Origin of the sequence: Roseateles amylovorans, assembly GCF_025398155.2 — a bacterium.
Lineage (GTDB): Bacteria > Pseudomonadota > Gammaproteobacteria > Burkholderiales > Burkholderiaceae_C > Roseateles > Roseateles amylovorans.
In genome coordinates, this window is the sequence record NZ_CP104562.2 from 228,507 (window position 1) to 249,739 (window position 21,233).

The 21,233-nt window shown below is 66.8% G+C and carries 21 protein-coding genes; 5 read left to right on the forward strand and 16 right to left on the reverse strand.

What is annotated here, in order from left to right; translation table 11 throughout:
* Positions 1 to 30: 30 nt before the first annotated feature.
* A complete protein-coding gene (locus tag N4261_RS00965; RefSeq protein WP_261758356.1) occupies positions 31 to 705 on the reverse strand; it encodes a CAAX prenyl protease-related protein in 675 nt (224 codons plus the stop codon).
* 352 nt (positions 706 to 1,057) lie between these two features.
* On the opposite strand from N4261_RS00965, the gene N4261_RS00970 reads away from it, so the two are divergent.
* Positions 1,058 to 1,669 (forward strand): PH domain-containing protein, encoded by a 612-nt coding sequence (locus tag N4261_RS00970; RefSeq protein ID WP_261758357.1) that lies wholly within the window; start codon positions 1,058 to 1,060, stop codon positions 1,667 to 1,669.
* Positions 1,670 to 1,735: 66 nt separating this feature from the next.
* Here the strand turns inward: N4261_RS00970 and N4261_RS00975 are convergent, their stop codons facing one another.
* Positions 1,736 to 2,647, reverse strand: a complete 912-nt coding sequence (locus N4261_RS00975) for a LysR family transcriptional regulator (protein WP_354005393.1) — start codon at positions 2,645 to 2,647, stop codon at positions 1,736 to 1,738.
* A 164-nt stretch (positions 2,648 to 2,811) separates the two neighbouring features.
* On the opposite strand from N4261_RS00975, the gene N4261_RS00980 reads away from it, so the two are divergent.
* Positions 2,812 to 3,453: an NAD(P)-dependent oxidoreductase gene (locus N4261_RS00980; RefSeq protein WP_261758358.1), complete on the forward strand. Its 642-nt coding sequence runs from the start codon at positions 2,812 to 2,814 to the stop codon at positions 3,451 to 3,453.
* 108 nt (positions 3,454 to 3,561) lie between these two features.
* On the opposite strand, the gene N4261_RS00985 is transcribed toward N4261_RS00980, so the two are convergent.
* Both N4261_RS00985 and N4261_RS00990 read right to left on the reverse strand, forming a co-directional pair.
* Positions 3,562 to 4,416 carry a 23S rRNA (adenine(2030)-N(6))-methyltransferase RlmJ gene (locus N4261_RS00985; protein WP_261758359.1) on the reverse strand — a complete coding sequence of 285 codons (855 nt, stop codon included), beginning with the start codon at positions 4,414 to 4,416 and terminating at the stop codon, positions 3,562 to 3,564.
* Positions 4,417 to 4,659: 243 nt separating this feature from the next.
* The gene (locus tag N4261_RS00990) at positions 4,660 to 5,892 is read right to left on the reverse strand and encodes a right-handed parallel beta-helix repeat-containing protein (RefSeq protein ID WP_261758360.1); all 1,233 of its coding nucleotides are present in this window, start codon (positions 5,890 to 5,892) and stop codon (positions 4,660 to 4,662) included.
* 426 nt (positions 5,893 to 6,318) lie between these two features.
* Here N4261_RS00990 and N4261_RS00995 point away from each other — a divergent pair, with 426 nt between their 5' ends.
* Complete coding sequence (locus N4261_RS00995) at positions 6,319 to 7,395, forward strand: alkene reductase (protein WP_261758362.1); 1,077 nt, start codon at positions 6,319 to 6,321, stop codon at positions 7,393 to 7,395.
* A 50-nt stretch (positions 7,396 to 7,445) separates the two neighbouring features.
* On the opposite strand, the gene N4261_RS01000 is transcribed toward N4261_RS00995, so the two are convergent.
* From N4261_RS01000 to N4261_RS01015, 4 genes are all read right to left on the reverse strand, one after another.
* The gene (locus tag N4261_RS01000) at positions 7,446 to 8,015 is read right to left on the reverse strand and encodes an MOSC domain-containing protein (protein WP_261758364.1); all 570 of its coding nucleotides are present in this window, start codon (positions 8,013 to 8,015) and stop codon (positions 7,446 to 7,448) included.
* An 87-nt stretch (positions 8,016 to 8,102) separates the two neighbouring features.
* A complete protein-coding gene (locus N4261_RS01005) occupies positions 8,103 to 9,572 on the reverse strand; it encodes a serine hydrolase (RefSeq protein WP_261758366.1) in 1,470 nt (489 codons plus the stop codon).
* A gap of 132 nt (positions 9,573 to 9,704) precedes the next feature.
* Positions 9,705 to 10,574 (reverse strand): TIGR03915 family putative DNA repair protein, encoded by an 870-nt coding sequence (locus tag N4261_RS01010; RefSeq protein WP_261758368.1) that lies wholly within the window; start codon positions 10,572 to 10,574, stop codon positions 9,705 to 9,707.
* A complete protein-coding gene (locus N4261_RS01015) occupies positions 10,574 to 11,905 on the reverse strand; it encodes a putative DNA modification/repair radical SAM protein (protein ID WP_261758369.1) in 1,332 nt (443 codons plus the stop codon). Before N4261_RS01015 ends, N4261_RS01010 begins: the two co-directional genes overlap by 1 nt.
* A 302-nt stretch (positions 11,906 to 12,207) precedes the next feature.
* Here N4261_RS01015 and N4261_RS01020 point away from each other — a divergent pair, with 302 nt between their 5' ends.
* Complete coding sequence (locus N4261_RS01020) at positions 12,208 to 14,040, forward strand: oleate hydratase (protein WP_261758370.1); 1,833 nt, start codon at positions 12,208 to 12,210, stop codon at positions 14,038 to 14,040.
* A gap of 137 nt (positions 14,041 to 14,177) precedes the next feature.
* Here N4261_RS01020 and N4261_RS01025 read toward each other — a convergent pair whose 3' ends face one another.
* The 3 genes from N4261_RS01025 to N4261_RS01035 all read right to left on the reverse strand — a co-directional run bounded on the left by N4261_RS01025 (position 14,178) and on the right by N4261_RS01035 (position 16,399).
* Entirely contained in the window at positions 14,178 to 15,533 is a 1,356-nt protein-coding gene (locus N4261_RS01025; RefSeq protein ID WP_435531991.1) for a type II toxin-antitoxin system HipA family toxin, read from the reverse strand.
* Positions 15,534 to 15,537: 4 nt separating this feature from the next.
* On the reverse strand, positions 15,538 to 15,807 hold the full coding sequence (locus N4261_RS01030; protein WP_261760866.1) for a helix-turn-helix domain-containing protein: 270 nt from the start codon (positions 15,805 to 15,807) through the stop codon (positions 15,538 to 15,540).
* Positions 15,808 to 16,036: 229 nt separating this feature from the next.
* Entirely contained in the window at positions 16,037 to 16,399 is a 363-nt protein-coding gene (locus tag N4261_RS01035) for a cupin domain-containing protein (protein ID WP_261758373.1), read from the reverse strand.
* 71 nt (positions 16,400 to 16,470) lie between these two features.
* Here N4261_RS01035 and N4261_RS01040 point away from each other — a divergent pair, with 71 nt between their 5' ends.
* The gene (locus N4261_RS01040) at positions 16,471 to 17,316 is read left to right on the forward strand and encodes an AraC family transcriptional regulator (RefSeq protein ID WP_261758375.1); all 846 of its coding nucleotides are present in this window, start codon (positions 16,471 to 16,473) and stop codon (positions 17,314 to 17,316) included.
* A gap of 72 nt (positions 17,317 to 17,388) precedes the next feature.
* Here the strand turns inward: N4261_RS01040 and puhE are convergent, their stop codons facing one another.
* From puhE to puhA, 5 genes are all read right to left on the reverse strand, one after another.
* On the reverse strand, positions 17,389 to 18,165 hold the full coding sequence (gene puhE, locus N4261_RS01045) for a putative photosynthetic complex assembly protein PuhE (RefSeq protein ID WP_261758376.1): 777 nt from the start codon (positions 18,163 to 18,165) through the stop codon (positions 17,389 to 17,391).
* Positions 18,166 to 18,242: 77 nt separating this feature from the next.
* On the reverse strand, positions 18,243 to 19,319 hold the full coding sequence (gene acsF, locus N4261_RS01050; RefSeq protein ID WP_261758377.1) for a magnesium-protoporphyrin IX monomethyl ester (oxidative) cyclase: 1,077 nt from the start codon (positions 19,317 to 19,319) through the stop codon (positions 18,243 to 18,245).
* Positions 19,303 to 19,776, reverse strand: coding sequence for a photosynthetic complex assembly protein PuhC (gene puhC, locus N4261_RS01055; protein ID WP_261758378.1), 474 nt, complete (start codon positions 19,774 to 19,776; stop codon positions 19,303 to 19,305). Before puhC ends, acsF begins: the two co-directional genes overlap by 17 nt.
* A gap of 3 nt (positions 19,777 to 19,779) precedes the next feature.
* Positions 19,780 to 20,475, reverse strand: coding sequence for a photosynthetic complex putative assembly protein PuhB (gene puhB / locus N4261_RS01060; RefSeq protein WP_261758379.1), 696 nt, complete (start codon positions 20,473 to 20,475; stop codon positions 19,780 to 19,782).
* Positions 20,472 to 21,227 (reverse strand): photosynthetic reaction center subunit H, encoded by a 756-nt coding sequence (gene puhA / locus N4261_RS01065; RefSeq protein ID WP_261758380.1) that lies wholly within the window; start codon positions 21,225 to 21,227, stop codon positions 20,472 to 20,474. Before puhA ends, puhB begins: the two co-directional genes overlap by 4 nt.
* Between the last annotated feature and the right edge of the window lie 6 nt (positions 21,228 to 21,233).

A 21,233-nucleotide genomic window follows, 5' to 3' on the forward strand; every position in this document is an offset into this window, starting at 1 on the left:
CCCGGCGCACGGCGGCTGCGACCGGACGCTTCACCAGAATTCCCATCGACCGGACATGACCACCCAGATGCCGAGCACCCCGTTGGTCACCGCATGGGCGATCACGGCGCACCAGAGTTTGCCGGTGCGCAGATACAGCAGCGCATAGGCCAGCCCGGCGACGATGGCGGCCAGCCAGAGGGTGTGGGCCAGCATGAAGATGAAGGTGGAGATCACCACGGCCCGCAGGCCGGCCCGCCGCGGGTCGACACCCTCGAACTGCGGGCTGGCGATCCAGCGCATCAGGAAACTGCGCCAGAACAGCTCCTCCATCACCGGCACCAGCAAGGCCGCACCCATCCAGCGCACCACGATCAACGGCCAGTCCAATCCGCCCGCGACGGTCTTCGGGATGAAGGCAGCGGTGGGCTCGCCGAGTTGCATCCAGGGCGCATCCAGCGTGATCCAGAGTCCGAACACGGCCAGGCCGACGAGGACGCTCAGCCCGGCCTCGGCCGCACTGGGGCGGTTCTGCCGGGCGAATTCGCCGTAGCTTCGCCAATACCAAGCCAGGGCGGCACCGACCACGACCAGGTTCAGCCCATACAGCCAGCGGGCGTCGACGCCCCAGGCGTTGTCGGGAGCAACGGCGCCCCGCAGCGCCAGCAACAGCATGAAGAGAGCGAATGGGACGATGCGGGCCCAGGCGGCTTGGTTCAGTGGCATGGGGCGATTGTGGCCGGGCGGTCGCCCTGCTGATCGAACCGGCCGCCCCGGATGAGGGGGTGACACGCAGGCGATGCCGGCTGTCGCCCGCTGTCCACGGAAGTGCAGGCGACGGCGATGGTTCAGCCTGAAACGGGCGCAGGATTCTTCGAAGGATGGCACCGCCGGGGCAGGCGCCACCGGTCATCTCGATGCCTGGCCGCTTACGCAGCACGGTCGCCTGATGTCCAGCCCACCGAGGGGGGGTGGCGTCCGAATGACGACATGGACAACATGCAGCGAGCTCCAGCGCCGCCGATCGGCGGGCTGATGAGCGGTCCGTCGCATCGCGACTCAACGGTTTGGAGTGTCCATGTTCAAGCGTCTCGCCTCCGAGGCCCTCGGTCTGAGCGATCTCGGCATCATTGTTTCCCCTCAGGACTACGACAAGGTCGATGCCGACGACTACCTCTTCCATGAAGACAACGAGAAGATCTACTTCCTGATCAAGTCCAAGAAGGATGAATACTGCTTCACCAACCTGGCGTTGATTCATGTCGATGGGGATTCGGCCGTGTCGTCCAAGCGGGCGATCCGTCGCTATGACTACAGCCACCACTTCATTGACAACGTCTCCATCGAGACTGCGGGCACGATCGATCGCGACGTCGAGCTGAAGTTCACGCTGCTGGATGTCCCTGCCTTCAGCATCGACGTTCGCAAGAACCAGCTGGAACAGCTGAAGGACATCTACAAGGCGCTGCACACCATCGGGCGCATCCAGCATCGCAATGCGCAGGCCCGCGAGAATGTGCTGCCGTGCCTGCAGGCGCTGGGGGCGATGCACAAGATCACCGAGGTGGAGAGCGAAGCCACATTGGTCAAGCACTACCAGGCGCTGCTGCACGCGGTGAACACCATGGCGTTGGACCGCTATCACAAGCGCGACTTCGGCGACGTGTTCGAGAAGTACCTGCGCAGCTGAAACCTGCGTCCTGGGGGCCGGTTGGCAACGGCCCCGTGGGCGCGCTTGGCTCCCGAGATGGACAGGCTATCGCGCGGCCGTGCCGGCCACCCCGGAGAACGCCATCCTCAGCGCCTCGATTGCATACCTCACCTTGGCCGGTTGCGCATCCCGTTGCGGCGTCATCACATGCACCGGCAGCGTCGGCAGCGACCAGCCCTGCAGCAATGGCAGCAGCCGGCCCTGGGCCTGTGATTCATCGACATCGTCCGGGCTGAGCATCGCCAGACCCAGGCCGGCTTCGCACATCTGCTGCAAGCTCAGCTGATTGTTGCTGCTCGCGCGTGGCTCCACTCGCAGCAGGTCCTCCTGGCCGTCCGGTCCGCGCAGCACCAGGCCGCGCACCGCGCCGGTGTCGGAGCGAAGGGCCACCCAGTCGTGCTGGGTCAGGTCGGACATGGACGTGGGCACGCCGCGCCGCGCCAGATAGGACGGCGCGGCATACAGGCCGATCGTCTTCTGGCCGATGCGCTGAGCCACCCAGTGGCTGTCCGGCAAGCGGCCGAAGCGCACGGCCAGATCGATGCGCTGGGCCACCAGATCAGTGAATCGATCGTCGACCTCCAGGTACAGGCTCAAGCCCGGATGCGCGGTCAGCAAGGGCGCCAATGCGGGACCGATCTGCCGCGCCGACCCGACCGGCGCGCTGATCCGCAGCTCGCCTTCCGGTGCGTCGCGCAGATGGTGGAGCTGCGACTGCGCCTCGCGCGCGGCGGCCAGCATGGCCTGGCACCCCTGCACGAAACGTTCGCCCGCCGGCGTGAGACCGATGCGCCGGGTGGAGCGATGCAGCAACGTCACGCCCATGTCGCGCTCCAGGGCCCGCAGTTGCTGGCTCACGGCCGAAGTGGTGGTCTGCAGCTGCCGTGCCGCCGCGACCAGGCTGCCCTGTTCGACCACCGTGGCCAGCACCGCCATGCGCCGCAATTGATCCAGCATCGAGGATTGTGTAGATGAGCTAAAGAATGGAGGTCGATTTTGAGGACTTCTGCGGCGATTGTGAAGTTCTTAAAGTCCCGCCATCGATTTACCTCGTCATTCACCCAACGACCCGCCACCGGTCCTGCCGTTCATGGAGGCCAGCGAGTCAAGAAAGGATCCTCATGAAAGTCGCCCTGATCGGACCCACTGGCTTTGTCGGCACCGAAGTACTCAAGGAATTGCGCTCCCGCGGTCACGAGGTGATCGCCCTGGCCCGGGATCCGGCCAAGCTGACCGCCCAACAGGGTGTGACGGTGCGCCAGACTGACGTCCGCCATGCCGAGCAGGTGGCCGCAGCGGTGGAGGGCGCCGATGCGGTGGTCAGCGCCTACAACCCGGGCTGGAGCGTGCCGAACCTCCATGACGAATTCCTGGCCGGCACCCGCGCCACCTTCGACGGCGTCAAGCGCGCCGGTGTGAAGCGCTTTCTGGTGGTCGGCGGTGCCGGCAGCCTCTATGCGGCACCGGGGGTGCAACTGGTGGACACGCCCGAGTTTCCCGAGCAGTGGAAGGCCGGCGCCCTGGCCGCGCGCGAAGCGCTGAACCTGATCCGGCTGGAAACCTCGCTGGACTGGACCTTCCTCTCCCCGGCCGTGCATCTGGAGCCGGGCGAGCGCCGCGGCAGCTACCGGGTGAGCCTGGATACGCCGGTGATGGACGCCAACGGCCCGGCGCATGTTTCCACCGCTGATCTGGCGGTGGCGATCGTCGACGAGCTGGAGCGCCCGCAGCACATCCGTCGTCGGTTCACCGTCGGCTATTGATCCAAAGCCTCGGGCTCATGAAAAACGCGCGCCTCTCGGGGCGCGCGTGTCATTGAGGCCGTCGGCAGGCTGGGGCCTGGATCGGCCAGGCCCGAAAGGGCGCCGGGTTCAGGCGGTCTGCTGTTCCAGCAGGTAGTTGGCGTCGTCGTACTGGCCCAGGGTGTCCACCAGGGTGGGCAGGCATTCGGCGAGCTTGTCGTGCAGCACGAAGGGCGGGTTCACCACGAACATGCCGCTGCCCATCATGCCGAAGCCGCGTTCGTCGGCCTGGGCCACGCTCAGGCGGACATGCAGCCAGCCCTTCTTGGCGATGGGCTCGGTGGCGGATTTGAGCCGCTGCACCAACTGGGCCGATTCCAGGATCTGCAGCTGCGGATACCAGATCAGGAAGGTGCCGTCGGCAAAGCGCTGCAGCGATTCGCGCAGGGTGGCGATGACCTTGCCGTAGTCGGCCTTGATCTCGTAGGGCGGATCGATCAGCACCACGCCCCGGCGCGAGGGCGGCGGCAGTTCGCCCTTGAGCGCGGCGAAACCGTCCTGCTGCTGGACCTGGGTGTTCGGGCGCTCGTCGAGGTAGCTGGCCAGGATGCGCTGGTCGGTCGGATGCAGCTCATAGCAGCGCAGCCGGTCCTGCTCGCGCATCAGCATGTAGGCAATGGCCGGAGAACCGGGGTATTGCTTCAGCGGGCCGTTCTGGTTGAACTCACGCACCAGCTCGACGTAGTCGTGCAGCGGCTTGGGCAGGTCCTTGCGGCTGTAGAGCGCGGCGATGCCGCCCAGATGCTCGGCATTCTTCTGGGCATAGCGGCCATCCAGGGCGTAGCCGCCGGCGCCGGCATGGGTGTCCACCAGGGTGTAGGCCTTGTCCTTTTCCGCCATGTAGCGGAGCACCTCGGCCAGCACCAGGTGTTTGAGCACGTCGGCATGGTTGCCGGCGTGGAAAGCGTGTCGATAAGCGAGCATGGTCGGCACTGTACCTGCGATCGGTTCGGCGCCACCAGCGCGGGCGCGACCCGCGCCCAGGCCCGCTGCCCGCTTCCGCGACATTTCTCCGCCCGGCGCCTCGCGGTGCAGCGAGGCGGCCCTTGGCGTGGCGGCGGGGCGTGCCAGCGCTCGGGCCCATGTTCCGGGTCACCCGCGTCACCCCGGTCACGCGGGTATCACGGGCGTCCCGTGTTCCCCGCTGTTCCGCTGTCCCGGGCGAGCTCAGACCTGAAACGCGCCGGGGCTGTAGGGCGTCCCGGGCGGCACGTCGGCCAGTGCGCAGGGGTGTTGGTACTGCCGGGTCGGCCGCAGGGAGATGCCGTCGACCGAGCTCGGATCGACCGCCCGCCCGAACAGTGGCGAGTCCAGGCGCAGGCGGGCGTCGAGCTGATCGGCGTGGATGAAGCTGTCCAGGTTCACAAAGTAGTTGTGGTGCTGCTCCCACCCGGCGCCCGGCTTCAGTTCCTGCTTGCCGGCCAGCAGGTTGTTGATCAGCCGCACCTTCTGGATGCCGGCCGCGGCGCGCAGATAGACACCGCCGGCCTTTCGCCGATCGATCAGCGTGTTGTTGATCAGGTGCAGCTCATGGCGCGGGCCGGCCAGGCCCTCGTTGCCGTAGGCGATCAGATGGAAGTTGTCGGTGGAGGGACTCTGCTGGATCAGGTTGCCCACCACCAGCGCCAGGCCGCCGTTCGGGAACTCCAGTTCGAAGCTGGCGCGGCCGGTCTCGTCGCTGAGCCGGTTGTAGAAGATGTGGTTCACGGCGGCCCGTGTTTTCAGCAGGTGACCGGACTGACCGTGGTGGAAGTAGCTGCCGGTGACGCTCAGCCGCCCGATGGCGCCCACATAGCAGTTGTGGGTGCGGCCTTCACCGGGGGCGATGGGGCCGAATTCGCAGCGTTCGATGTCCAGCGTGATCGACGGATCATTGGCGCTGAGCAGGCCATTCTCGTTGTCGGTGAACCGGCAGTCCCGCAAACTCAGCGAACCGCGCTCCAGCCGGATGCCCGCGCCGTTGCGGTCCGGTACCCGGGCGCCGATGAAGTCGAAGCCTTCGATCCGTTGACGGTCGCCGGTGCAGACGAACAGCCCCTTGCCTTGCGCGTGTGCGCCGTTGGCGATCACCCGAACCCGACCGCCGACCGCGCGCAGGGTCAGGTCATGTTGCGGCCAGACGGCCACGTCGCCCGGGTAGTCGCCCGCGCGCACCTCGATGACGGTGCCAGCCTCGGCCTGTGCGGCGGCCGCGGCCAGCGTGCGGATGGCTTCCTGGGGGCCGACCTTCAGCACCTTCAACACCTTCGGCGCTGCGGTGGCTTCGGGCCGTGTCGGCAGGGCCTGGACGGACGTCAGCTTCAACAGCGACAGCGGCACCAGCACGCCCAGGCCCTTGCACAGCCCTCGGCGGGTGGTGAGGGCGTCTGCGTCACCCGGCACCTGGGCGCCCGGGGCCAAGCGTCCGTCGGCCAGTCGGTTGCCAAGCTGCCCCGCAACTCGGCCAGCGAGTCGATCGGCAAGGTCAGCGTCTGGCGGGAAAGCAGGCGGGGAGCGACCGGACATGGCGATGGAGGGCGACAAGCGGCGCCGGGCCCAGGGGCGCAGCGGGCGCGCGGCGTGGCCGCAGGCAGGCGCAAAGCCTGCGCGGCACCGGGCGCGGACGCGGCGAGTGTAGCCAAGCGGACCCAGCTGTCACGGCGCCTGAGACAAGCCCACAGCCCGATTCCGGGCTGTCGCGCAGGTTCAACACCGAGTCGGCGGTATGGTTAAGCTGCAAGCCAATCCATCCGTCGGACCGGACGAGGCGGCCGCTGCCAGGCCACTCGACCGCGTCGACGGGCTTGTCCCTTCTCTTTTTCAACCGATCGTTTTCGATCCAACGTCATGCCCAACTTGTTCGATCCCGTCCAATTCGGCGCCGTGTCCCTGGCCAATCGCATCGTGATGGCGCCGCTGACCCGCAATCGCTCTCGCGGCCTGCTGCCGGGCCCGCTGGCGATCGAGTACTACCGCCAGCGCGCCAGCGCCGGACTGATCATCAGCGAAGGCGCCCAGATCTCGCCCGAGGGCCAGGGCTACCTGGACACGCCCGGGATCTATTCGAACGAGCAGATTGCCGCCTGGAAGCCGGTGACCGATGCGGTGCACGAGGCCGGCGGCAAGATCGCGGTGCAGCTGTGGCACGTGGGCCGCATCTCCCACACGGACTTCCAGCCCGGTGGCGCCCAGCCGCTGTCGTCCACCGACCGGCCGGCGAAAGGCAAGACCTTCACCAAGGACGGCTTTGTCGATGTGACCGCGCCGCGCGCGCTCGCGCTGGAGGAGTTGCCCGGCATCGTGCAGACCTATGCCCATGCGGCCAAGGCCGCCATGGCCGCCGGCTTCGATGCGGTGGAGGTGCACGGCGCCAACGGCTATCTGCTGGACCAGTTCCTGCGTGACAGCGTCAATGACCGCACCGATGCCTATGGCGGTTCGATCGAGAACCGGGCCCGGTTGCTGCTGGAGGTGATGCGGGCGATCGTGGACGCCATCGGCGCCGATCGCACTGGCTTGCGGCTGTCGCCGGTCACGCCGGTCAATGACGCCGGTCAGGACAGCGATGCCCAGGCGCTCTTCAACCATGTGGCGGAGCAACTGGCGCCGATGAAGCTGGCCTTCCTGCATGTGATCGAAGGGCAGACCGGCGGTCCGCGCGATGTCGCGCCGTTCGACTACGCCGCGCTGCGCGAGCGCTTCAAGGGCCCTTACATCGCCAACAACGGCTACACCCGTGAGATGGCGCTGGCGGCGGTCGCCGAGGGCCGTGCCGATGCGGTGGCCTTCGGTCGCAGCTTCATCTCCAACCCGGACCTGGTGCGTCGCCTCAGGCTGAATGCGCCGCTGGAGAAAGCCAACTCCGCCACGTTCTACGGCGGCGGCGCCGAGGGCTACACCGACTATCCGACCCTGGCGGATTGATCGCTCACGGGGATCGATCGCCGAGATCGGTCCCCAATGTGCCGGCCGCCCTACGTCTTCTTCGCCTTGGCGCGGAACACTTCGGCGATGGTGATGTCCCGGGGGCCGGGGCGGATCTCGAAGGTCTGCCCGGCGGCGATCGTCCCGGGACGACGCACCGCGAGATAGAAGCCGCACCAGCCGCTCTCCACCATCATCTTCGAGGCCTTGCTGAAGCCCATCACCGCATTGAACTTGCTGCAGGGATAGCGCGGTTCGCTGACGGCGAGCTCGCAGTCGGGAAACACCAGCACATCGCCGATCCAGGCATTGCCTTCCAGCAAGCCCTGCAGGCTGAGGTTCTCACCCATCGCCCCCCACGGCAGCGGACCGCCCCAGTCGGCCATCTGCGCCTGGGCGCGCACGGTCTGCCAGAACGGGTAGTGCTCCGACGGGTAGGCGTAAACCGCCTTGGCCTGACCGCCGTGATAGCGCGGATCCGCCTGTTCGTCGCCCTCCAGGCCGAGCGGGTGCACGGGCAGCGCCTGGGTGACTGGACGCTTGCGAATCGCGCTGCGCATTTTCTTGCCGCCCACCGTCAGGGTTTCGGTGGGCGCGATGTTGAGGCTGATCACTTGCATGCGGCGATTCTCCGGGATGTCGGAAGCGGACACCGGCAGGGGGCTTTGCCCCAACCGGGTGCCCCTCCCGAAGCGGTGCCTTGCCGATCAGGGTTCGCGCACTCCTCGGGTGTTCCGCCCGGCCTGCTTGATGGTCAGCGCGGGCGAAGCGGCATCGGCGGTGTCGCCGGGCTCGAACACGATCTCCAACGGGGTGACCTTGGCGAAGAAGGTCAGCGGTGATTTGGCGAAGAGTTCGAATGCCTGCTGTCCGGTGGCGCGGGCGAACAGCCGTCCGCCGTCCACCTGCACCGTCAGCTTCATCGATGGCGACAGCGCATAGACGCCGGCGAGCGGCTTCAGCGCTTCAGCCGGCAGGGTGATCGCCGTCTGCATGGTCAGCGACAGGTCGGACGGCGGAATCTGCGGCTCCATCAGATGCAGTCCCAGGTCCACGACGCCGATGGCGGCATTGGACAGCACCGCGGAGGCGTTGCCCTTGGTCGGATCGAGCCACAGGGTGGTGCTGAAGCCGAAGGTGGCGCCGTCGTGGTTGAAGGCCACGCGACCGGGCAACAGCGCGCCCTGCCAGGCCAGTCCGATGCCGGAGCCCGGGAGGTCACGCGCGCCGTGCTTGCGCAGGCAGAGCTTGAAGGCCTCTTTCAACGGATGCTCGAATTGGCCCATCGCCGCCTGGGCGTAGCGCGCCAGGCCGCGGGTGGTGCCCAGCAGCGCGCCGGCCGGCGCCATGGCCGGGCGGAAGGTCCAGTGGTCTACCGGGCGACCGGTGCGATCGTGGCCGTCCAGGAAGCGTCGGCCGGTCGGCGGCGAGAGAAAGAGGTCGTTCGTCAGGCCGAGCGGCGCCAGCACGCGTTCGCGCAGGAGGCTGGCGTAGTCGCGCTTTTGCAGGAAACCCAGCGCCTGGCCCAGCAATCCAAAGCCGAGGTTGGAGTATTCGTAGGCCGTGTCCCGGGGCTTGGCGGACTTCCAGCCAGACAGGAACGTCGCCATCTGCGTCCAGTCGTAGGTGGCATACGGATCCTTCGTGTTGGCCTGCACATCCAGATTGCTCGGCAACCGAGGCAGCCCGGAGCGCTGGGTGGCGAGGTCGACCCACCGGATCGGCTGATCGAGGCTGTCGCGGAGCTGGAGGCGATCCGGCAGGACCGTTTCGACCGGGTCGTCCAGCTTGATCAGACCGCGGGTGACCGCATCGGCCAGCAGCAGCGCGGTGAAGGTCTTGGTGATGGAGCCCAGCTCGAACAAGGTCTGGTCATCGGGGAGGGTGCCCTGCACCGTCGCGGCGCTGAAGGTGGTGGCGCCGTCGCGGATGCGCATCGAGGCCAGGGCGACGCCTTGGTATTGAAGACGTGTGGCGAGCAATGCGCCGTCGGGACCGCTGCGCTGGGGCTCGGGTTTGGCGGAGGAGGCCGCAGGGTCTGCCGCGCTGGCCTTGTCCGCAGGGGCAGGCGAGGCGGATGAGGCAGATTGCGCCCAGGCGCGCATCGGTCCGCACAGGGTGGCGGCGGTGAGTGCCGCAGTGGCGCGCAGACCCGTGCGCCGGCTGATGTCTGTCATGACGAAGGCTCCCTCACGCTGAGCCGCTCGCCGGGTATCGGCGACGTGGTGGCGTGTCGGGAAGGCAGTGTAGGGCGATGGCGATGGCGGCTTGGCGCTGACATCGCGGTCAGCCCAGGATCACCACGGCACTCACCTCGCCCCGCGCCTGGCCGCCGGAATCGCCCGAATCCGCCTCGGCTCGGATGGATCGGCGGTGATCATGGTCTGGGTCCGCTGGGCGGCTTCGGCGATCAGGGGCTCGATCAGCGCGGCTTCGGGCAGGTTGGGCCAATAGCGGCGCGGCATCTCCTTTTCCATCATCGCGATCTTGAGGCGCGCCGGATTGAAGATGCTTCGGTAGTAGGTGAGCCACAGCGCCGCGCCCGCGTCCGGCGTGGGCGCCTGCTCGCGGCGGGCCCCCGGTCCGGTCATCAGCTGACGGCCGTCCCAGGACACCGAGCACCGCGGCGACAGGATCGCCCAGCGCATGTTCGCGAAACGCCGCGCAAAGAAGGGCGACGCGGCCTCCACGATGTGATGTTCGGGTTCGAACCAGGCGACGTGGCGTTCGCCGTCGTCGTCCTGCACCGGCACAAATCGGACGAAGGCATGCATCTTGTGGATCTCGTGACGGACCTCCCGCGCCAACTGCTCGGCGCGGCGGCGTTCCGGATCCAGCGGGTCCCATCGGCCGCCGTCTTGCTGAAGTCTGAACAGCAGCCGATACAGCAGGTCGAACCGCTGCGGATCCCGGTTCAGCAGCGTGGCCTGGCAGAGCCGAAGGAAGTCGGCCGGCACCCGGATCGTCGAGCGCTTCACCGCGTCATCGGCGCAAGCGGTCAGCGCGTCTGCATCACCCGGGGCGTCGAGTCCGTCGTCGGCCGCGTCCCACAGCGTGGGGGCCTCCTCGTCGGTGCGCCAACTGACTTCGTCCGGTGTCGCGCCCGCCGCCACCAGGCGCCTCGCCGCTTGCCGGAAGCCGTCCAGATCGATGGGACCGTTCAGTTGCACGCGGATCATCAGAACAACCCCATCTGCATCGGAACCGGTGCGGACGCCACCGTCCGGAGCGGTGCGCCTGCGGCGGTGGCCTGTGCCAGCGCAGGGTGAGACGGCGAGGTGGCGATGGCTGCGCCATTCGGCATTGCACCGCTCGGCCGATGACCGTCCACCACCACGAACGGCAGCACCTTGCGTGTGGGCACCTTCAGCTGCGAGAGGTCCTCCGCACGAAGCCGACGCGCGCGCCGAGCCGCCACCAGCTTGTCGACCGAGCCCACGCCCAGCCCGGGAACCCGCAGCAGCAGCTCACGCGGCGCGTGGTTGAGGTCCACCGGAAAGCGCTCCGGATGCGCCAGCGCCCAGGCCAGCTTGGGATCCACGTCCAGGCGCAGCAAGCCGGTGCCGTCGTCGACGATCTCCTGATGGTCGAAGCCATAGAAGCGCATCAGCCAGTCCGCTTGATAGAGCCGATGCTCGCGCACCAGCGGTGGTGCTTGCAGCGGCAGTGCGCGGGAGGCGTCTGGGATCGGACTGAAGGCCGAGTAGTAGACACGGCGCATGCGGAAGCGCTGGTAGAGCGTGGCGCTGCTTTGCAGGATGCTGCGGTCGTCGCTGCCATCGGCGCCGACGATCATCTGGGTGCTTTGTCCGGCGGGTGCGAACCGAGGTGGGCGCGCCGGACGGGTGGATGCACCGGGCAGCACGCGGATCGGCACGGCGGCTGCGGCCTTGCGCTGCGCCTTGGCGTCGTCGATGTGCAGCCGCAGCCGGCCCATCGAACGGTGAATCGCGGCGGTGTCCTTTTCCGGCGCCAGCTGTTTCAGGCCAGTGTCCGTCGGCAGCTCGACATTGATGCTGAGTCGGTCCGCATAGAGGCCGGCACGCCGCAGCAGGTCCTCGCTGGCATCGGGAATGGTCTTGAGATGGATGTAGCCGCGGAAGTCGTGGGTCTCGCGCAGCACCCGTGCCACCTCCACCAGCAGCTCCATCGTGAAGTCGGGGCTCTTCACGATCCCGCTGCTGAGGAACAGGCCTTCGATGCAGTTGCGGCGGTAGAAGTCCAGGGTGAGCGTCACCACTTCCTCCACGCTGAACTTGGCCCGGGGCACGTTGCTGGACGATCGGTTCACGCAGTAGAGGCAGTCGTACTGGCAGTGATTGGTGAGCAGGATCTTCAGCAGCGAGATGCACCGGCCGTCCGGCGTATAGCTGTGGCAGATGCCCATCCCGCCCGAAGATCCCATGCCGCTGCCGCCGCGTGAGTCCCGCTTGTCGGTGCCGCTTGACGCGCACGAGGCGTCGTACTTGGCCGCATCGGCCAGGATGGCGAGCTTGCGTTGGAGGTCCATGAGGCTGCGTGGGGAACTGCTGAAGACTGTATGAATATACAGCCGGACTCCTGGATTGATGTCAGCAGACTGCACGTCGATGCGGTCTTTGCGTCGGGTCAATCGCACGGGGTGTGGGGACACGCGCGTCAATCCCGCTTCACCTCGATCCGCCTACAGTGGGATCACCCAGCACGGCAGCCGAACGAGCGGCCGATCAAGCACAACAAGCGCTGGGTCTTGAGGCATCGATGCCTGCGCAGCCGCGCGGGCCTCATGGCCGCCAAGGCGGGGGCGGGTCATCCATCAGGGGATCAAGAAGCATGCATTACAGCAGCGGCAATTACGAAGCGTTCGTTCGTCCACGCAAGCCTGCCGGCGTCGAGCGCAAGACGGCCTGGTTTGTCGGCTCCGGGCTGGCGTCGCTGGCCGGAGCCGCCTTTCTCATCCGGGACGGCCACATGGCCGGCGACCGCATCACCATCCTCGAAGAGCTGTCCTTGCCGGGGGGCGCGCTCGATGGCCTCAAGGAGCCCGAGCGGGGTTTCGTGATCCGTGGCGGTCGCGAAATGGAGTCGCATTTCGAGTGCCTCTGGGACCTGTTCCGTTCCATCCCGTCGCTGGAGATCGAAGACGCCAGCGTGCTCGACGAGTTCTACTGGCTCAACAAGAGCGACCCCAACGTCTCGCTGCAGCGGGCGACGCAGAACCAGGGTCAGGATGTGCCTGACAAGGCGCTGCTCACGCTGGACGATGCCGCCCAGAAGGACCTGCTGCGGCTGTTCTTCGCCACCCGCGAGGAGATGGAGAACAAGCGCATCGACGAGGTGCTGGGCCGCAGCTTCCTGGACAGCCACTTCTGGCTGTACTGGCGCACCATGTTCGCCTTCGAGGAATGGCACTCGGCGCTGGAGATGAAGCTGTACCTGCATCGCTTCATCCATCACCTGCACGGCCTGGCGGACTTCTCGACCCTGAAGTTCACCCGCTACAACCAGTATGAGTCGCTGGTGCTCCCGCTGGTCACCTGGCTGAAGGCGCGCGGGGTGAACTTCCGCTACGGCGTGGAGGTCACCGATGTCGATTTTGATGTCGATGTCGCCAGCGCTGACGACGTCGCTGCAGACCTGGTCGCGGACGACGTTCGTGCCCCGGCTCGCAAGCGGGCCACCCGGCTGCACTGGATCGAGCAAGGCCAGGCCGGCGGTGTGGACCTGGGACCGGATGATCTGGTCTTCATGACGATCGGCTCACTGACCGAGAACTCCGACAACGGCGACCACCAGACGCCGGCCGTGCTGAAGACCGGCCCCGCGCCTGCGTGGGATCTCTGGCGCCGGATCGCGGCCAAGGATCCCGCCTTCGGCCGTCCGGACGTGTTCGGCGCGCACATTCCGCAGACCAAGTGGCAGTCCGCCACCATCACCACGCTGGACGCGCGCATCCCCGAGTACATCCGGCGCATCACCCGGCGCGATCCCTTCAGCGGCAAGGTGGTGAGCGGCGGTATTGTGACGGTCAAGGATTCGTCCTGGCTGTGCAGCTGGACGGTCAATCGCCAGCCGCATTTCAAGCAGCAGCCGAAGGACCAGATCGTGGTCTGGTTCTATTCGCTGTTTGTCGAGAAGCCCGGCGACTATGTCAAGAAGCCGATGCAGGACTGCACCGGCGAGGAGATCACCCAGGAATGGCTCTACCACCTGGGTGTGCCGGAGGCGGACATCCCGGAGCTGGCCGCGACCGGCGCGAAGACGGTGCCGGTGATGATGCCCTACATCACCGCCTTCTTCATGCCGCGCCAGGCGGGCGACCGGCCGGATGTCGTGCCCCATGGGGCCGCGAACTTCGCATTCATCGGCCAGTTCGCCGAGACCCGTGAGCGCGACTGCATCTTCACCACCGAATATTCGGTGCGGACCGCGATGGAGGCCGTCTACACGCTGCTCGACGTGGAGCGTGGGGTGCCCGAGGTCTTCAACTCCACCTATGACATCCGCACGCTGCTCGCGGCGGTCAAGCCGCTGCGCGACGGCAAGGGCCTCTCGCTGCCCGGGCCGTCGTTCATCCAGAACCTGCTGATGAAGAAGCTCGAGGGCACCGAGATCGGCGCCTTGCTGCGGGCGTACCAACTGGTGGACGAGGACCGATCTTCCTGAAGGCGTCGATGGGCCTGGACTGTCGGGTCACCCGGCGATGGAAGGGCGCTGGGATCAGGCGCTGCGTCGCGGGGATCCGGCGTACGGGGTCGTTGAACTGGCGAGGCGGCGTCGATGGAGGCACGCCGGCGTGAACCTCAGCGCTGGCTCGCCAGACGATGTGCAGCGCCTTGCACACCGTCCAGGATCGCGCCGGCCACGGCTTCCGGAAAGTCGTTGGGCAGGGCGGCGCGCACGGCGCTGATCACACTGGGCGTGCGCGCGACCACTTCATCGATCAAGGACTGGACTTGCTGCCCATCGTCGTTGATCACCCCATGTCTGGACCCCAGGGCCACCCAGTGACGGCGCAAGATGTCTCGCATCTTCCAGTGCGCATTCTTGGATCTGACCGCCATCGCCATCTTGGCTTTGTGGGGTGAGATCTTTGAGGGGCCTTCTCCAAGCAGCGGGTAGGCGGAAAGCACGTCATACAACGGCGTCAATTGGTAGGTGCCGGCAGGGTTCAGGAACAAGCTGAAGTTCTTGGCATGGCCGTCGGTGGCGCAGAGCATCCAGAAGAGCAACTGCGCCTTGAAGAAATTGCGTTGGTCCTGCTCACGATGGATGGAACCCGCGAGCACATCAAGGATGCGATCCATCCCTGGACCGCCGTCCGCTTCGTACTTGGCGTCCGGTGGGACACCCATGGCTTGGCACATGTCCTCCTGCGGCAACCGAATCAGGCGGTGGCCGCCGGCTTTGGACGGCCACCTGACGCGGTCGAATCGTTCCACCACCAGGGCATGGACGTCTTCGAACACCATGGGCCGGCAATTGGCGACGGGAAGGCCGAATTCCCTCAGGATCAATGCGCACAGCCATTCGTTTTCGACAGACCGGCTCATGTCCAGTTTCATGCCGCCAATCAGTCCCAGCGGCAGCTTGAAGATATGTGTGGAGGGGGTGTGGCCTCGTGGCAGACACCACCGTCCCTCGTGCCAGAGCAACGCCGTCTTCTCCTGTGCGCCAGCGATGGAAATGCGGAAGTGGTCGTCCTCGTCGCCCTGCTGCGCAGTGGGCGGGGTGGTCGCATCGCGCAGCACCTGGGCGACCTGGGCATCCGTCAATGGGTCGGCCAGCACGGCCGAGGCTCCAGCGGAAACCTCTCCCTCTGGAAGAATTTCGAGTGCACCCACACAGTCGCGACCAATCTCGCTCAACAATTCAAAGGCATTGGTCGAACCTGTCTGAAAACGTCGGGCCAGGCGATCGCGGATTTCCTTGCTGTCCGGGAGCAGGTTGTCGAAGTACGCATGGACCTGTGCGCCGCGATGCGGGACATTGCCTGGCGTGAATGGCAAGGACAGAGACAGGGGGCGCCCTTGCGCTGACGCGACCCATGCCGGGTCGTATTGGAGGGTATCCGGCGCGTGCGGCGCAAGACGCCACGTGCCGACATGAACGGCATTCATCCAGAGCTCGAGTGACCGTGTCTGCGAGAGGCGTCCCATGTGGTCACCAACGGGGCGTATCGGAATCTGGCGGAGTCTCTTGGAGGGATGCGGGCGTTCGATCGCCCAGCACGAAATCCACGCCCAGAATGTGCAACAGCTTCAGCAGCCTCCCCGCGCCGACCGTATCCGCGTTGCGCTCAAGCGCGGAGTAGGTTTGCTGAGTGACACCCAACCGAAGAGCGACCTCGCGCTGAGTAAGCCCGGCTTGCTTGCGAAACGCCTGTAAAAGCGGGGCCAGTTGTTCAGAGGTGCGGACGATGAATTGGGGCATAGCGCTGCAGCTGTCTAGATACAGCATTTGATTTGTATACCGAGAATACAGCTCAAAACCTGTAAAAGCAATAAACAGCTTATAGGCTGTTTCATCGGGCAGTGGGCATCGGGCATCGGGCATCGGGCATCGGGCATCGAGCCGAGCCGTCGCCACCTTCGCTCCCGTCGCTCAGCACCATCGAGCAGATGGCCCGTCCGGCGTTGCCCCTCAAACCGCGCGGTCCGGTTCAGATCACCCTGCGCGGCGTGGCCGTCGCCACATCCCCGCTGTTCGGCGCACCGGTCGGCTCGATGAGCAGGATCGTCGCTTCCGCATCGGCGCGCGGACGGTGCGGCACGCCCTTCGGAACGACATAGAGCTGCCCGGGCCGGAGCTCGACCGTCTGGTCTTCCGGCAGGTCGATCCACAGCGTGCCGGTGAGCACCAGGAAGAAGTCGTCGCTGTCCGGATGGACATGCCACTGGTACTCACCCCCGACCTTGGCGACCATCACATCGTGCCCGTTGAACACGCTGACGGTACTGGGTTGCCAGTGGCCTTCGAAAGTCGCCAACTTGGCTTGCAGATCAATCGCTTGCGGCAGCGTCATGGAATCTCCTGGAGTGAATGCAGCCCGCCACTGTGCCCAACGCCGCGAGGGCCGGCTTGTACACTTGTTGCATGGCCGGTCGCTCCCGCTCAACAGCCTCGGATTGGGTCGATTACGCCGCACGTGAGGTGCTGGACATCACCCTCATGCGGGCCCATTTCAAGACGCATCGGTTCGAGCGGCACAGCCACGAGCGCTTTTCGATTGCGCTGACCACCTCGGGCGTCCAGTCGTTTCACTGCGGCGGCGCGCTCCGCGTCAGTCTGCCGGGGGACCTGATCCTGTTCAATCCCGATCAGGCACACGATGGCCACCAGGGTGCCCCAGAGGGATTCGGCTACACGATGCTGTACGTGCCCATCGAGACGATGACCGGCAACAGCGACCCGGACGCCCACCTCCTGCTGGGGCGCCACTTCAGCACGCCCGTGGCGCGAGATCCGGATCTGGCGCGGCAGTTCGTGGCGGCGGTCGCGGCGATTGAACAGCCGGGCGAGACGCTGCGCGGTCAGGAGCTGGTGACAGCGTTCTTCTCGGCGCTGATGCGCCGGCACGGCGAACGGGCCCGCAGCGACCTCGCAGTGGCGTCCACGGGCGCTCGGCGCATGAGCCTGGCGCGGGACTACCTGGCCGCCAATTTCCATCGCGATGTGGCGATCGCAGAGCTGGCGGCAATGACCCAGCTCTCCCGCGCGCATTTCAGCCGCGCCTTCACCAGGCACTACGGCGTGCCGCCCCATGTCTGGCTGAACGCGGTGCGGCTGTCTCAGGCACGACGGATGTTGCTCCACGGAGAACCTGCTGCCGAGGTGGCGGTCGCCTGTGGCTTTGCCGATCAGAGCCACTTCAGCCGGCGCTTCAAGGGCGCGATGGGCGTGTCTCCGGCGCGGTGGCTCCAGCAGATGCGGCGGGACTGAGCCCGCAGCCTTCCTGCCTCCGATCGCCGCAAGCGCCCCATCGGCCGCCGAGGCTCGCAGCGATGGGCGTCCTCATTCGGACGGTCGTGGCCTCGCACGTGATCGCATGCCCCAATCCCACAGGCGCTCGCTGGGCAGCGGCAGCATCATGAACCCATGCTCCAGCAGGGCCAGGCTCAGCAGCATGGCCACGAAGCTGCAGGCGGTCACATCGAAGGCGTCCACGCGCACGGCCACCGCGCCATGCCAGGCCGCGGCGGTCAGCCCGGTCACCGCAATCACGCTGATCGGGAACAGCCGGTTGCCGGAGCGCTGGCGGAAGTAGCTGTGCATGTAGCGCAGATGCTCGGGCAGGAACTGCTCATTGAGATTGCGCACCCCCAGGAAGACATTGAGCTTGGCCGACAGCCGCATCAGCCACAGCACGCCGAAGGTCCAAGTCGCCACTTGGTTGGGCTGGCCCCAGGTCAGCGCCAGCACCGCCAGGCCGAGCACGACCAAGGCCAGCTCGTGATAGAGGATCGCCATCACCGCATGTCCCACCCGGCGCCAGCCGGTGGCACCCGGCGGGCAGGCATGGCGGCGGGGGCCGGTCACATAGCCCAGCAGGAAACCGATCTCCTGCCAGGCCCAGACGGTCAGCGCGGCGGTGAAGGCCAGGTAGGCGCCGGTGACCCGCGTGTCCGCCGCGGTCACCGACACCCCGATCAGCGCAATGCCCAGCAGCACCGTGGCGGCCGCCATCGTCCACGGATGGGTGGACCGGGGCAGGCCGTTCAGATAAAGGATGACCCCCGTGCTGAACCACCACAGCACCAGCGTGTAGAGGGCAGGCCAGCCGTGTTGCATGGCGCAGTTCCGTGAATGGACGATCGTTGAGAGGCGGTACGGCGGTACGGCGGTCTGGCGGTGCGGCAGGTGCCGGCCTACCAGCTCGGGGCCACGCGCATCTCGCGCGGCAGCTCATGGGTCTTGACCGGCAGCAGGTACAACCGGGCGAAGCAGCAGGTGGCCTGCACCGCGCACCAGCCCTGCTGCAGCTTGCCAAGCAGCCCGCCGCGCGCCTTGGCGCGGTCGTTGGCGGCGGCGATGGTGCACAGCCGGGTCATGCCCGCGCGGAAGGCGGGACGGTCGGTGTCCAGGCTCAGCGGGAAGACCTGGCGGGCGATCTCGGTGGTGATGTCGAACACCTGGTAGTCGTAGTCGGTCGGGTCCATGCCCAGCGCTTCGCTGAGCCAGGGGCGGGTATGGTCCCGCACATACATCGTGGCGTAGACGGCCAGCAGGAAGAAGCGGATCCAGAGCTTGTTCCCGCCGCGCAGCAGATGCGGCTGGGCCCGCATCATCAGCGCGAATGATTCGCCGTGGCGGAACTCGTCATTGCACCAGCGTTCGAACCACCGGAAGATCGGATGGAAGCGCCGCTCCGGATGCCGCTCCAGCTGCCGGTAGATGCTGATGTAGCGCGCATAGCCGATCTTCTCCGACAGGTAGGTGGCATAGAAGATGTACTTGGGCTTGAAGTAGGTGTAGGCCTTGGTGCGCTTGAGATTCACCAGGTCCACCTGCAGACCGAAGTCCTTGAGCGACTGGTTGATGAAATTGGCATGGCGCGACTCATCGCGCGTCAGATACCGCATCAGCTGCTTGATGTCCGGATTGCTGACGTTCTTGGCGATCTCGTTGTAGAGCACGCAGCCGGAGTATTCGCTGGTCAGCGAGCTGACCAGGAAGTCCTGGAAGTCGCGCCGCAGCTTGGGCGACCAACTGGCCGACAAGGCCGCCGCCTCCGCGCTGAATTCCGGCGTGCGGGTGAAGTGGTCATGGTTGTTGTCGCCTTGGTACTCCGTCATCATCGCGTCCCATTCGGCGCGGATGGGGTCCATGTCCAGCCGGTCCATCGCCGCATAGTCGGTCTTGTAGAAACGCGGCGTGAGCATGGTTTCGGCCTTGGCCAGCCGGGCGGCGTCCTCGGGGGTCTGCAGTTCAGCGCTGAGCGACATGATCGGCTCCTGGTGAGGTGGCGGGCAGCAGGCGGGCGAACACGACCGCATTGCTGGGGCCGAAGGCTTCGAGGTCGATGCGCCGGCCGGTGCCCGGATCGACCAGGGTCAGGCGGCCGTCGGCACGGCCGAGCAATTCGAAGGGGCGCTCCGGCCCCAGGCCCTGGCGCTTGCGCTCTCGGACCAGGCCGCGCATCGCACTGCGCAGAAAGCCGTTGGTCCCGGGCGCGATGGTGGTCAGCAGCGCGCCGTTGCCGGCGTCGCGCACGGCGATGCTGCCGTCGGCCCCATCCTCGAAGCGCAATTGGCGGGTGGCGAGGGTGGAGGCATCCGGTTGCTGCTGGGCACTCAGCCCGGCGATGCGCACGGCCCCCACGCCCAGGACGCTGACCAGCACCAGCGCGCCCAGGGCGGCCAGGGGCAGGGCAGGCAACTTGCTGGTCAATGCGGTGCTCATGATTCAGGCCGCCTGAGGCAGAGGACGGGCCGCCGGCCTGCCGGCATCCATCGGCACCGCCCGTTGCGGCAAGGTCTGGCGATCGGCTTGCGCCTCACTCAGCGCCTGCGCCAGCAGCGCAGCGATGGCCGGGGCGTCGGCCAGCGCGCGCAGCATGGGCTGAGTCCGGCGCAGATGCCAGGGGCGCGCATGGGGCCACAGGTGCAGGTAGGCGATCCGGTCGGAGCCGCCCAGGCTCAGCACGATGTCGCCGCCGCGCCCGCGGGGGCGCCATCCGGCCGACAGGATCTGCGAGAAGGGCAGGTTGAAGCTGATGCTCAGCACGATGCCCACGCGCATGACCACCCGCCGGTTGGTGACGGTGTACACCGTGGTGCGGGCCATCAGCCAGGCGATGCTGCCCAGCAGCCCGGTCGCCAGCAGGATCAGCGGCAACATGCCGCCCAACCCCATCAGGATCTGGCCGGCCGATTGGCCATCGGCCCAGCCGGTGACGGCACGCCATCCCAGCAACAGGACGAAGTAGCCGATCACCAGGTCCAGATGCAGCGCCTGACGGGCCAGCAGCCGCACATCGGGGCTGCCCTGCCACAGCTGCCGTTCCCCTTCAGGAAGCGCCTCCGGCAGGCCCCGCGCGGCTTCGAACTCATGCTCGTGCGCGGGGGCCAGCACGTTCACGAGGTTGGTGACGGCCCTCACAGCAGCGGCTCCTGGCGCTGCGGTGTGGCGTAGAGCGTGCCGGCACCGTAATAGGCCATGATCTTTTCCTCCTCCAGCAGCGTCACCTGTTCCGCGTGCCGGGTGCCGGGCACCCGGATGAACTGTTCGCCGAGGATGGACTTCACCACGATGCGGTGATGCAGCACCCGGGCGAAGTTCATCGGCAGCAAGACATGCCGTCCATCGGCCACCTTCAGTTCCAGATAGCGGAACAGCATCTCCGAGCGGTCCACCCACAGGTCCACCACCCGGCCACCCTCGACCCCGTCATCGCCCTGCACCGGCAGGCCGCGCGGGTCCACATCCTGCGGCGCCACGCCAAAGCCCGAGGCGGTGCGCAGCGGCACGATGCGGGGCAGGCCTTCATAGGTCATGTCGGGCACATCGGCCCGATTGGCCCAACTGCCGGGGCCCACGCCAGCCAGCAGCGGATCGCCTTCCGGCTGGAACGGAGAGCCGCGATAGGCGCCCTCATGGACCGGCGGCTGCGAATCGCGGCGGGCATTGGGAGCCTGCACCGTCTCCCCATTGGCCAGCTTGTAGGTCTTGGGCGACGGAACCGCGGGCCAGCCCTGGACCTTGATCGCATGGGATCGATCGGATTCCAGCGGATAGCCCTCCCGCTTGTTCTCGCGGTGCAGGTAGTAGATGAGGCCCGCGAAGAAGATCCAGAACGCGTAGAGCACGAGCTGAGCCACATCGATGTAGCCCGTGATGGCACCGGTTTGCATGGAGGC